Genomic DNA, 12,019 nt, shown 5'->3' with positions numbered 1-12,019 from the left:
AGCCCACCCCGACCCCCGCGCGTGGGTTCGACGCCGTGGCCGAGGCGGTGCTGGGGGACGAGCCGTCCACCACCACCGGGGTTCTCGCGGAGCCGGTGACACGGATCAACGAGGCCGTGAAGGCGGGGCGGATAGCGGAGGCGGACGGGTTGGCTGTGGGAGCCGTGGGGGAGGCCATGGCGGTGCTCGGGCCGGAGCACGGCGAGGTGCTGAAGCTGCGCGAACTGACCGCGTACATCGCCTACTTGGCGGGCGACCCGGTGCGTGCGTTCCGGCTGTCGCTCGACCTCGCCCGGACCCATCGGCGCGCCGGCGACGGGGAGGGGGCGTACGGCAACGTCCAGAGCGCCGCCTCCGCCTGGCGCGCCGTACGCGACCCGCACCAGGGGCTGGAGCTGGGCCGCGACCTGATCGGCCTGTGGACGGAGCTGACGGCCGAGGACGGGCCGGCCGCCGACGACATCGAGGAACTGGAGGCGGCCCGCGCCCGCATGGGCCGCCTCACGGAACGCGCCCGCAAGTCGGCCCGGTGACGGCGGGGAGAAGCCGAGCATTCACGCCCCCGGCACGCCGGAACGTGTCTGCCCGCATCGGCGGGGTCAGGCGTCCACCGGAGCCGACGGTGCCACCTCGACCCGCGGCACCTCCTCCAGCCGCCGCCTCATCTCCCGTGCGGTCCGCCACGCGTCGAAGGTGAGCAGGCACAGGGCGCCCCACACCAGCGCGAACCCGGCCCACCGCTCGACCGGCATCGCCTCATGGAAGTAGGCGACACCCAGCAGGAACTGGAACACCGGTGCCAGATACTGCAGCAGCCCCAGGGTCGACAACGGCACCCGGATCGCCGCCGCGCCGAAGCACACGAGCGGCAGCGCGGTCACCACACCGGTCGCCGCCAGCAGCGCCCCGTGCCCGGGCCCCTCGGTGGTGAAGGTGGAGTCCCCGCGCGAGGTCAGCCACAGCAGATAACCGACGGCGGGCAGGAACTGGATCGCGGTCTCCGCGGCCAGCGACTCGATCCCGCCCAGATTCACCTTCTTCTTCACGAGCCCGTAGGTGGCGAAGGAGAAGGCCAGCGTCAGCGAGATCCACGGCGGCTGCCCGTACCCGACGGTCAGCACGATCACCGCCGCGAAGCCGATCCCGACCGCCGCCCACTGCACGGGCCGCAGCCGTTCCTTCAGGAGCAGTACGCCCATGGCGATGGTGACCAGCGGGTTGATGAAGTACCCGAGCGAGGCCTCGACGACATGGCCGCTGTTGACGGCCCAGATGTACACGCCCCAGTTGACGGTGATGACCGCCGCCGCCACGGCGACCAGCGCCAGCCGCCGCGGCTGCCGCAGCAGCTCACCGGCCCAGGCCCAGCGCCGTACACAGAGAAGCGCGACGGCGACGAAGGCCAGCGACCACACCATGCGGTGGGCGAGGATCTCGACCGCGCCGGCGGGCTTGAGGAGGGGCCAGAAGAGGGGCACCAGGCCCCACATCCCGTACGCGGCGAAGCCGTTCAGCAGACCTGTGCGCCGCTCGCCCTTCGACTTCCCGCTCACGGGCACCTCCTCCTCGACGCGCTCGCGCCGTCGCACGCGTGTGCAGGCAAGAAGGTAACGCCGAAGGCCCCCGCCTGTCATGCCCGTATCGCTATACGGTCATGACAGGCGGGGGTGGTGCGTCCGAGGGCCCGGCGGGGGAGTGCGGCCCTCGGACCTCCGGGGAGGTCAGCCCTTGAGCGCGGCCGTGATCGCGTCGGCGATCGTGCTGGTCGGACGCCCGGCCAGCCGCGAGAGGTCACCGCTGTCGACGACCAGCTCGCCCTTCTCGACGGAGGCGTCGACGCCCGCGATCACCGCGGCGACCGGCTCCGGCAGCCCGGCGCCGGCCAGGATGCCGGTGAAGGCCTCGACGGAGACGGGGTTGTAGACGATCTCCTTGCCGGTCTGCTTGCTCAGCTCCGCCGCGTACTCCGCGAAGCTCCACGCCTCGTCGCCGCCCAGCTCGTACGTCTTGTTCTCGTGGCCCTCACCGGTCAGTACGGCGACCGCGGCGGCCGCGTAGTCGGCGCGGGAGGCGGAGGAGACGCGGCCGTCACCGGCGGCCTGGACCACGGCGTTGTGCTCGAGCACCGGGGCGAGGTTCTCGGTGTAGTTCTCGTGGTACCAGCCGTTGCGCAGCAGGACGTACGGCACGCCGGAGCCGAGCAGGATCTCCTCGGTGCCGCGGTGGTCGTCGGCGAGGGCGGCCTTCAGGGCGCCCGGGGCGCTGGTGTAGGCGAGCAGGGCGACCCCGGCGGCCTTGGCGGCCTCGATGACGACCCGGTGCTGGCCGACGCGGTCGTTGCCGACCTCGCTGCCGCTGATGAGCAGCACCTTGTCACCGGCGGAGAAGACGTGGTCGAAGGTCTCGGGGGCGTTGTAGTCGGCGACCGCGAGCTTCACGCCGCGCTCGGCGAGGTCGGCGGCCTTGGCCTCGTCGCGCACGACGGCGGTGACCTGCTCGGCCGGGACCTTCTCCAGCAGCTGCTCGACGACGTGGCGGCCGAGGTGTCCGGTGGCTCCGGTGACGACGATGCTCATGATGTGCGATCTCCTTGTGGGGTGCGGATGCCACTAACCCTAGGGGGAGCGCTAACTCTGCGAAAGTACCCACTTTGAAGTAAGGTACTGGCATGGCCGTAAGTGCAGTGGACTCCGTTGTCTCCAAGTACGACACCGGCGAGGCGATGTGCCCGTACCGCCTCGTCCTGGAACACGTCACCAGCCGCTGGGGCGTCCTCGTCCTGATCGAGCTCCTCGACCGCCCGTACCGCTTCAGCGAACTGCGCCGGGCGATCGGCCGCGTCAGCGAGAAGATGCTGACCCAGACCCTCCAGACCCTGGAACGCGACGGCCTGGTCCACCGCGACGCCAAGCCGGTCATCCCGCCCCGAGTCGACTACTCCCTGACCGACCTCGGTCGCGAGGCGGCGGAACAGGTGAGGGGGCTGGCGGGGTGGACCCAGAAGCGGCTCGACGCCGTGCAGGAGGCGCGGGAGCGGTACGACGCCGCGAGGGCCGGTGCCGGCTCGTCCGGAAGGTGAGCGGCGACCCGCACGAGGAATGAGAAGGGCTCGGATGCCGTGCAAAGCATCCGAGCCCTCCCTGCGTCACAGCGGCGGTCGTCAGCCGACCACCGTCCAGGTGTCGCCGCCCGCCAGCAGCGTCGCCAGGTCGCCCTTGCCGTTCTGCTCGATGGCGGAGTCCAGCTGGTCGGCCATCTGGGTGTCGTACACCGGCCGGTCCACCGAGCGCAGCACGCCGATGGGGGTGTGGTGGAGGGTGTCCGGGTCGGCCAGGCGGGAGAGGGCGAAGGCGGTCGTGGGGGACGCCGCGTGGGCGTCGTGGACCAGGATCTGGGACTCGTTGTCCGGCGTCACGTCGACCACCTTCAGATCGCCGGTGACCGCATCGCGGACGACGCCCCGCGCACCGTCCGCCCCGAAGCGGATCGGCTGCCCGTGCTCGAGGCGGATCACCGCATCCTCGGCCTGCTGCTTGTCCTTGAGGGCGTCGAAGGCACCGTCGTTGAAGATGTTGCAGTTCTGGTAGATCTCGATCAGCGCCGTGCCCGGGTGGGCCGCGGCCTGGCGCAGGACCTCGGTGAGGTGCTTGCGGTCGGAGTCGATGGTGCGGGCGACGAAGGACGCCTCCGCGCCGAGGGCGAGGGACACCGGGTTGAAGGGGGCGTCCAGCGAGCCCATCGGAGTCGACTTCGTGATCTTTCCGACCTCGGAGGTCGGGGAGTACTGGCCTTTGGTCAGGCCGTAGATCCGGTTGTTGAACAGCAGGATCTTCAGGTTTACATTCCGGCGCAGCGCGTGGATCAGGTGGTTTCCGCCGATCGACAGCGCGTCGCCGTCACCCGTGACCACCCACACCGACAGATCCCGCCGCGAGGCCGCGAGCCCCGTCGCGATCGCAGGCGCACGGCCGTGGATGGAGTGCATGCCGTACGTGTTCATGTAGTAGGGGAAGCGGGACGAGCAGCCGATGCCCGAGACGAAGACGATGTTCTCCTTGGCCAGGCCCAGCTCCGGCATGAAGCCCTGGACGGCCGCCAGGATCGCGTAGTCACCGCAGCCGGGGCACCAGCGCACTTCCTGATCGGACTTGAAGTCCTTCATGGACTGCCGGGCCGCGGCCTTGGGGACGAGAGTGAGCGCCTCGATCGTGCCCGTGCCTTCCGTGGACGTCTCAGCCATCGATGGCCTCCTTGAGAGCCGTGGCGAGCTGCTCAGCCTTGAACGGCATGCCGTTGACCTGGTTGTACGAGTGGGCGTCGACCAGGTACTTCGCCCGGATCAGCGTGGCGAGCTGACCGAGGTTCATCTCGGGGATCACGACCTTCTCGTAACGCCCGAGCACCGCGCCCAGATTCCGCGGGAAGGGGTTGAGGTGGCGCAGATGCGCCTGTGCGATCGACTCGCCGGCCGCCCGCAGCCGCCGTACCGCCGCCGTGATCGGTCCGTACGTCGAGCCCCAGCCCAGCACCAGGGTGCGTGCCTCGTGCGGGTCGTCGACCTCCAGATCCGGTACGTCGATGCCGTCGATCTTGGCCTGCCGGGTGCGGACCATGAAGTCGTGGTTGGCGGGGTCGTAGGAGATGTTGCCCGTGCCGTCCTGCTTCTCGATGCCGCCGATGCGGTGTTCCAGGCCGGGCGTGCCCGGGACGGCCCAGGGGCGGGCGAGGGTCTGCGGGTCGCGCTTGTAGGGCCAGAAGACCTCGCTGCCGTCGGGCAGCGTGTGGTTGGGACCCTGTGCGAACTGCACGGTCAGGTCCGGGAGTTCGTCCAGTTCCGGGATGCGCCAGGGTTCGGAGCCGTTGGCCAGGTAGCCGTCGGACAGCAGCATCACGGGGGTTCTGTAGGTCAGGGCGATGCGGGTGGCCTCCAGGGCCGCGTCGAAGCAGTCGGCCGGCGTGCACGGGGCGACGATCGGGACCGGCGCCTCGCCGTTGCGGCCGAACATGGCCTGCAGCAGGTCGGCCTGCTCGGTCTTGGTCGGCAGACCCGTGGACGGACCGCCGCGCTGGATGTCGATGACCAGCAGCGGCAGCTCCAGGGAGACCGCCAGGCCGATGGTCTCGCTCTTGAGCGCCACCCCGGGACCGGACGTCGTCGTCACGCCGAGCGAGCCGCCGAAGGCCGCGCCCAGGGCCGCGCCGATGCCCGCGATCTCGTCCTCGGCCTGGAAGGTGCGCACGCCGAAGTTCTTGTGCCGGCTCAGCTCGTGCAGGATGTCCGAGGCCGGAGTGATCGGGTACGAGCCCAGGAACAGCGGCAGATCGGCCTGGCGCGAGGCCGCGATCAGGCCGTAGGCGAGTGCGAGGTTGCCGGAGATGTTGCGGTACAGGCCCGGCGGGAACGCGGTCGTCGCCGGGGCGATCTCGTAGGAGACCGCGAAGTCCTCGGTCGTCTCGCCGAAGTTCCAGCCCGCGCGGTAGGCCGCCAGGTTCGCCTCGGCGATCTCCGGCTTCTTCGCGAACTTGGTGCGCAGGAACTTCTCCGTGCCCTCGGTCGGCCGGTGGTACATCCAGCTCAGCAGCCCCAGCGCGAACATGTTCTTGCTGCGCTCGGCCTCTTTCCGGCTGAGGTCGAAGTCCTTGAGGGCCTCCACCGTCAGCGTGGTCAGCGGCACCTCGTGCAGGCTGTAGCCGTCCAGCGAGCCGTCCTCCAGCGGGGAGACGGCGTAGCCGACCTTCTGCATCGCCCGTTTGGTGAACTCGTCCGTGTTGACGATGATCTCCGCGCCGCGCGGCAGATCGCCGATGTTCGCCTTCAGCGCGGCCGGGTTCATCGCGACGAGCACGTTCGGCGCGTCACCCGGAGTGAGGATGTCGTGGTCGGCGAAGTGGAGCTGGAAGGACGAGACACCCGGGAGGGTTCCGGCGGGGGCGCGGATCTCGGCGGGGAAGTTCGGAAGGGTGGAGAGATCGTTGCCGAAGGACGCCGTCTCCGAGGTGAAGCGGTCACCGGTGAGCTGCATCCCGTCACCGGAGTCTCCCGCGAACCTGATGATCACCCGGTCCAGCCGGCGGACGTCCTTCGTCCCCGCCGGCCTGCGCTGCTCTCCTACGACGGCTCCGTCCGCCGTGTCCGCTTCTGCCTGCTCCGTCGTCCTGCTGACCTGGCTGGTCACTGAACTGGACCTCCCTCGAGGCGGCTGTCTGGGACCGGCCTTCCCGCAGGCCTTCCCAGGATCAACCCTACGTCCGTTAGGGTCGCCTTCCCTCGGCCATTCGCATGATGGACACGCATTTGAGACGGTCCGACGCCCTGAATTGTCATGATTTCTCGCCCCCCGGCGCTTGCTCTGAAGACGCTCCCCGCGATTCTTCGGTTCTGGGGCTGGACGGACGCTGGACTGACGGCTGAGCGCGCGGCCGCCGGTCCGGTGTCAGCCGGTCATGAGTTGAGATAGGTGAGGACCGCGAGAACACGCCGGTGATCCCCGTCGCTCTGCGACAGCCCGAGCTTCAGGAAGATGTTGCTGACGTGCTTCTCCACGGCGCCGTCGCTGACCACGAGCTGCCGGGCGATCGCGGAGTTCGTCCGTCCCTCGGCCATCAGTCCCAACACCTCCCGTTCCCGCGGCGTGAGCCCGGCCAGCACATCCTGCTTACGGCTGCGTCCGAGCAGCTGCGCCACCACCTCCGGGTCCAGCGCGGTACCGCCCCGGGCCACCCGCACCACCGCGTCCACGAACTCACGCACCTCGGCCACCCGGTCCTTGAGCAGGTAGCCGACGCCGTGACTGGACCCGGCGAGCAGCTCGGTGGCGTACCGCTCCTCCACGTACTGCGACAGTACGAGTACCCCGAGACCGGGATGTGCCTTCCGCAGTTGCACCGCGGCTCGCACCCCCTCGTCGGTGTGCGTCGGCGGCATCCGCACGTCCGCGACCACCACGTCCGGCAGCTCGCCCTGCCCGTCGAGCTCCGTGATGGTCTTGATCAGCGCCTCCCCGTCACCGACCCCGGCGACGACGTCGTGCCCACGGTCGGTCAACAGCCGCGTCAGCCCCTCCCGCAGGAGCACCGAATCCTCGGCGATGACCACCCGCACCCTGTCCTCCACGATGTCCGGCCCCCCACGCCCTGTTCCGTCTGCCAGTAGTCCAGCATTCCAGCATCCGGACCCGGAGGGGCCCCGGCAACGCGATTCCCTGGGCAATCAGCGGGAAACAGCCGCACGGCAGGCGCGTTTCCGGCCTGCCGTGCGGGTGCCGATCATCGGCCGTACGGGAATCGGGCGTACGGGATGTGGGCGTACGGGAATCGCGCGTACGGGACCTGGACGTACAGGGATCGGGCGTACGGACGCGTCACCGCAACGACCGCTCCCCCCGCCACGGCAGCTCCGCCGTCACCCGGGTCGGCCCGCCCGTCGGGGAGTCCACCACCAGGATCCCGTCCACCGCGTCCAAGCGTTCCGCGAGCCCGGCCAGGCCCGAACCGGAGGAGGCGTCCGCACCGCCCACACCGTTGTCGACGACCTGCACCATCAGTCGGCCCTCGACCCGCCACACGTCCACCGCCGCCCAGGTGGCCCGGGCGTGCTTGCTGATGTTCTGCAGCAGCTCCGACACCGTGAAGTAGGCGATGCCCTCGATCGCGGGCGCCGGCCGCTCGGCCAGATCCACCTCCACCTGCACGGGCACGGCGCAGCGGGAGGCGACGGCGGACAGCGCCGCGTCCAGTCCCCGGTCGGTGAGTACGGCGGGATGGATGCCCCGCGCCAGATCCCGCAGCTCCTGCAGCGCCGTCTTCACCTCACCGTGCGCCTCGTCCACCATCCGCGCCGCCGCCCGCGGATCCTCCGCCAGCTTCTCCTTCGCCAGCCCCAGATCCATCGCCAGCGCCACCAGCCGCGCCTGCGCCCCGTCGTGCAGGTCCCGCTCGATCCGCCGCAGGTCGGCCGCCGCCGTGTCCACCACGACCCCCCGGTCCGACTCCAGCTCCACCACCCGCGCCGACAGCCGCGACGGCCCCAGCAGCCCGTGCACCATGACCCGGTCCACCATGGTCAGCGCCCGCACGATCCACGGCGTGGCCAGCGTGAACAACAGCCCCACCAGGGCCGTGACGGTGATCTCGAACGGGTTGTCGAGGTAGACCGAGTGATGCGCGTCGCCGAACAGCTGCAGGCCGCCCTGACCGGCGTACACCGGGAAGACCCAGAACCACAGCGGGTACGTCAGCAGCGCCCAGCCGTACGCCCAGAAGTTCACGGCGACCACGAACGAGAACACCGACCAGGGGAACTGCACCACCGCGTACAGCAGCGTGCGCCACGAGGTGCCGCTCTTCAGCACGGCCCCCATCCAGGCCATCACCCCGGACTTCTTCATCCGCAGCGGCTCGGGGTCCCCCACCTCCAGCCCCAGCATGCCGCGCGCCCGCGCCCGCTCCAACGCCCCGAACCCCCGGCAGCCGGCGAGCCCCGCCGCGAGCACCGGGATACCGAGGAACGTCACCAGCAGACCGGCGCCGAGCGCCACCATCGTCACGGCGTATGTGAAGAGCATGATCCCGATCGGCAGGCTCAGCAGCACATACCCGAACTCCCGCCAGCTGCGCCCCTCGAACGGCGCCCGCAGCCCGGCAGGCAGCCGGCGCCGGCGCGGCTCGGCGAGCCCGAACCCGCTGTCGTACCCGTGCCCGTAGCCCTGTCCGTACTCCGTGGCCATCGGCGTCGTCCGTTCTACTCGTCCCGTTCCTTTTGCGGCTTCTCCCGCCCTACCTCCACCCTGCTGCGCCGCAGGTCCGCGAACCATGGAGTCCGTCGGCATCTTCGGCGGGGGGTTTTCCCTACCCCGCGGCCCCGGAACGGTCGCGCCAGGGCAGTTCCGCCGTGACGACGGTCGGCCCGCCCTGCGGCGAGTCGACGACGAACAGCCCGTCGACCGCGCCCAGCCGCTCGGCCAGCCCCCGCATCCCGCTACCGCCGTCCAGCCGGGCACCGCCCCGCCCGTCGTCCTCGACCTGGATGAGCAGCCGGTTCTCCGCCCGCCACACCTCGACGACCGCGTTCCTCGCCCCGCTGTGCTTGCTGATGTTCTGCAGCAGCTCCGACACGGTGAAATAGGCGATGCCCTCGATGGCCGCGGCCGGCCGGGACTCCAGATCCACCGTCACCTTGACGGGCACGGTGCAGCGGGAGGCGACGGCGGACAGCGCCGCGTCCAGTCCCCGGTCGGTGAGTACGGCGGGATGGATGCCCCGCGCCAGGTCCCGCAGCTCCTGCAGCGCGAGCTTCACCTCGCCGTGCGCCTCGGCGACCATCTCCGCCGCCGAGTCGGGATCCTCCAGCAGCTTCTCCTTCGCCAGGCCCAGCCCCATCGCCAGATTGACCAGCCGCGCCTGCGCCCCGTCGTGCAGGTCGCGCTCGATGCGCCGCAGATCCGCGTTGGCCGTGTCGACCACGACCCCCCGGTCCGACTCCAGCTCGGCGATGCGCCGCTCCAGCTCGTCGGAGGGCGACAGCAGCCCGCGCACCATCGCCCGGTCCGCGTTCGCCAGCCCGCGCGCGATGAACGGCAGCACCGGCCACAGCACGAACAACGAGGTCAGCGTGATGGCGAAGGTGAGGATGCCCCACGGCAGCCGGATGAAGTGGTACAGCACCGTGCGCCAGGCGACCGGATCCTTCACCGCCATCCACAGCCACGGCAGGAAGCCGCCCGCCGCCGCTCGCCGGGGCAGCGGACTCGGCTCGTCGACGCGCACCCCGAGCAGCCGCCTTGCCCGCGCCCGCTCCATCCGCCCCCAGTGCCGTGCACCCATCAGCCCGGCCGCCAGCAACGGGAACCCGATCACCGTCACGGTCAGCCAGAAACCGGTCCACAGCACCGTCACGACGTAGACGAACCCGAACACCGCCAGCGGAAGATTCACGAGCAGATGCGCGATCTCCTTCCAGGTGTGCCCTACGTAGGCGAGACGGGCGGGCGGCAGACGGTCGTCGGCGCCTTCCGGGGCCCGGGCCGGGCGCGAGAATCCTTCGGTCATATGGGCTAGCGTGCCGCGCGCCGGGCCCCCGCGCCATGAGGTCGGCTGCCCCCGTCTGCTGGGGAAAACCCCACCTTGGCATCACGTGCCGATCTCAAGGCATGACGGGCTGCTTACCGTGCCTTTATCAGGGCCTAGACTCCCTGCGTACAGATCGTCGAACAGCAGCGAGTGAAGCGAGTGAGGGGACGGACGTGCGGGAACCGACCGTCGTCATCGCGGCGGGCTACTTCCGGTCGTACTCGGTCGTCGGACTGCTCGCCGTGGCCGGCGTGCTCTTCGTGGCCGTCGCCTTCGGCGCGGGCCGCCTGCTGCGGCCGGTGGTCCCCACCCCGGAGAAACTCCTGACGTACGAGTGCGGAGTCGACCCCGTCGGCGAGGGCTGGGCGCACACCCAGGTCCGCTACTACGTCTACGCCTTCCTGTACGTCGTCTTCGCCGTCGACTCGATCTTCCTGTTCCCCTGGGCGACGGTCTTCGCCGTCCCGGGTTACGGCGCGACGACCCTGGTCGAGATGTTCATCTTCCTCGGCTTCCTGGCCGTGGGGCTGCTGTACGCATACAAGAAGGGCGTACTGGCATGGACGTGACGCCAGAGACCAACGTCACCGAGGTCAACGCTGTCACTGCTGTCCCCGCTGTCCGCGCTGTCACCGACGGGCAGCCGGTCCTGCCGCAGGAGCAACCGGTCCTGCTGCCGGAGCCGAAGCGACTCGGCGCCCTCGCACGCCTCGCGCCGGAACCGATGAAGGTGATCCTCAACTGGGGCCGCCGCTACTCGCTCTGGGTCTTCAACTTCGGCCTGGCCTGCTGCGCGATCGAGTTCATCGCCGCGTCGATGGCCCGCCACGACTTCATCCGCCTCGGCGTGATCCCCTTCGCCCCGGGCCCGCGCCAGGCCGACCTGATGGTCGTCTCCGGCACGGTCACGGACAAGATGGCCCCGGCCGTGAAGCGGCTGTACGAACAGATGCCGGAACCGAAGTACGTCATCTCCTTCGGCGCCTGCTCCAACTGCGGCGGCCCCTACTGGGACTCCTACTCCGTCACCAAGGGCGTCGACCAGATCATCCCGGTCGACGTCTACGTCCCCGGCTGCCCGCCCCGCCCCGAAGCCCTCCTCCAGGGCATCCTCAAACTCCAGGAGAAGATCGCCAGGGAGTCCCTGGGCGAGCGGTACGGCGCGGTGGACACGGGTGGTCGCCCGTCGGCGGGAGCTCTGCAGAGCGGGTTGGTGAAGGGGCCGGGGGAGAGGGCGGCATCGGGGACCGGTGTTCCCGCCCCGGAAGCCGACGACTCTCCGGCTTCCGATGCTCCGGCTTCCGATGCTCCGGCTTCCGACGCTCCGGGTTCCGACGCTCCGGGTTCCGGCTCTGCTGCCTCCGATGCTCCGGCTACCGAGGAGGGTCGATGAGCACGATCGGCTGGCTTCCCGCCCCGGTCGAGGAACTGTTCGGTACGGAGGCCACGGCGGACGTGTCCTACGACGTCCTGACCGTGGACGTTCCGCCCTCCTCCTGGCTCACCGCGCTGGCGGTGGCCCGTGACCAGCTGGCCTGCACCTATTTCGACTGGCTGAGCGCGGTCGACGAACCCGGCACGGGCTTCCGCGTCTCGGCACACGTCGTCGCCCTCGCCCCGGTCCGCCGCCTCCTCCTGCGTACGACGGTCCCGCACGACGCGCCGACCCTGCCGAGCGCGGTGAACCTCTACGCGGGCGCCGCCTGGCACGAACGCGAGACCCACGAGATGTTCGGCGTGACCTTCGAAGGCCACCCGGCACTTGACCACCTCCTCCTCCCGGAGACCTTCGAGGGCCACCCCCTCCGCAAGGACTTCGTCCTCGCCGCCCGAGTCGCCAAGGCCTGGCCCGGCGCCAAGGAACCCGGCGAGTCCGACCACGGCGGCCCCAAACGCCGCCAGATGCTCCCCCCGGGCGTCCCGGACCCCAACGAGTGGGGCCCCCTGAAGG

The 12,019-nt window shown here is 70.3% G+C and carries 11 protein-coding genes and 1 pseudogene; 5 read left to right on the top strand and 7 right to left on the bottom strand.

The genetic code is table 11. From position 1 onward, the window contains the following. Nucleotides 1-533 (top strand): annotated as a pseudogene (locus GRC12_RS34745) (tetratricopeptide repeat protein); the annotation flags it as partial. Between the two features lie 66 nt (nt 534-599). On the opposite strand, the gene rarD reads toward GRC12_RS34745, so the two are convergent. Together rarD and GRC12_RS34735 are read right to left on the bottom strand one after the other, a co-directional pair. Continuing rightward, nucleotides 600-1,553 carry an EamA family transporter RarD gene (gene rarD / locus GRC12_RS34740; RefSeq protein WP_208783893.1) on the bottom strand — a complete coding sequence of 318 codons (954 nt, stop codon included), beginning with the start codon at nt 1,551-1,553 and terminating at the stop codon, nt 600-602. A 168-nt stretch (nt 1,554-1,721) separates the two neighbouring features. Then, entirely contained in the window at nt 1,722-2,576 is an 855-nt protein-coding gene (locus tag GRC12_RS34735) for an SDR family oxidoreductase (RefSeq protein WP_208783891.1), read from the bottom strand. 92 nt (nt 2,577-2,668) lie between these two features. Between GRC12_RS34735 and GRC12_RS34730 the strand changes: the two genes are divergently transcribed. After that, the gene (locus GRC12_RS34730) at nt 2,669-3,079 is read left to right on the top strand and encodes a winged helix-turn-helix transcriptional regulator (protein ID WP_208783889.1); all 411 of its coding nucleotides are present in this window, start codon (nt 2,669-2,671) and stop codon (nt 3,077-3,079) included. 81 nt (nt 3,080-3,160) lie between these two features. Here GRC12_RS34730 and GRC12_RS34725 read toward each other — a convergent pair whose 3' ends face one another. The 5 genes from GRC12_RS34725 to GRC12_RS34705 all read right to left on the bottom strand — a co-directional run bounded on the left by GRC12_RS34725 (nt 3,161) and on the right by GRC12_RS34705 (nt 10,047). Next, a complete protein-coding gene (locus tag GRC12_RS34725; protein ID WP_208783887.1) occupies nt 3,161-4,240 on the bottom strand; it encodes a 2-oxoacid:ferredoxin oxidoreductase subunit beta in 1,080 nt (359 codons plus the stop codon). Then, on the bottom strand, nt 4,233-6,176 hold the full coding sequence (locus tag GRC12_RS34720) for a 2-oxoacid:acceptor oxidoreductase subunit alpha (RefSeq protein WP_208783884.1): 1,944 nt from the start codon (nt 6,174-6,176) through the stop codon (nt 4,233-4,235). Before GRC12_RS34720 ends, GRC12_RS34725 begins: the two co-directional genes overlap by 8 nt. A 266-nt stretch (nt 6,177-6,442) precedes the next feature. Further along, nucleotides 6,443-7,102, bottom strand: coding sequence for a LuxR C-terminal-related transcriptional regulator (locus GRC12_RS34715; protein ID WP_308286707.1), 660 nt, complete (start codon nt 7,100-7,102; stop codon nt 6,443-6,445). Between the two features lie 259 nt (nt 7,103-7,361). Continuing rightward, on the bottom strand, nt 7,362-8,726 hold the full coding sequence (locus GRC12_RS34710) for a sensor histidine kinase (RefSeq protein WP_208783882.1): 1,365 nt from the start codon (nt 8,724-8,726) through the stop codon (nt 7,362-7,364). Between the two features lie 121 nt (nt 8,727-8,847). Further along, nucleotides 8,848-10,047 carry a sensor histidine kinase gene (locus tag GRC12_RS34705; RefSeq protein WP_208783880.1) on the bottom strand — a complete coding sequence of 400 codons (1,200 nt, stop codon included), beginning with the start codon at nt 10,045-10,047 and terminating at the stop codon, nt 8,848-8,850. Between the two features lie 143 nt (nt 10,048-10,190). Here GRC12_RS34705 and GRC12_RS34700 point away from each other — a divergent pair, with 143 nt between their 5' ends. The 3 genes from GRC12_RS34700 to GRC12_RS34690 all read left to right on the top strand — a co-directional run. Beyond that, nucleotides 10,191-10,637 carry an NADH-quinone oxidoreductase subunit A gene (locus GRC12_RS34700; RefSeq protein ID WP_244374244.1) on the top strand — a complete coding sequence of 149 codons (447 nt, stop codon included), beginning with the start codon at nt 10,191-10,193 and terminating at the stop codon, nt 10,635-10,637. Then, the gene (gene nuoB, locus GRC12_RS34695) at nt 10,628-11,461 is read left to right on the top strand and encodes a NuoB/complex I 20 kDa subunit family protein (RefSeq protein ID WP_244374242.1); all 834 of its coding nucleotides are present in this window, start codon (nt 10,628-10,630) and stop codon (nt 11,459-11,461) included. The genes GRC12_RS34700 and nuoB overlap by 10 nt, the downstream gene beginning before the upstream one ends. Next, a partial coding sequence (locus GRC12_RS34690; RefSeq protein ID WP_208783876.1) for an NADH-quinone oxidoreductase subunit C occupies nt 11,458-12,019 on the top strand: 562 nt, incomplete at its 3' end. The genes nuoB and GRC12_RS34690, both read left to right, overlap by 4 nt.

Origin of the sequence: Streptomyces griseorubiginosus (assembly GCF_017614965.1) — a bacterium.
GTDB classification, from domain to species: Bacteria; Actinomycetota; Actinomycetes; order Streptomycetales; family Streptomycetaceae; genus Streptomyces; species Streptomyces griseorubiginosus_B.
The sequence above is the reverse complement of the archived record's forward strand: the minus strand, read 5'-3'. Positions and strand labels throughout refer to the sequence as shown.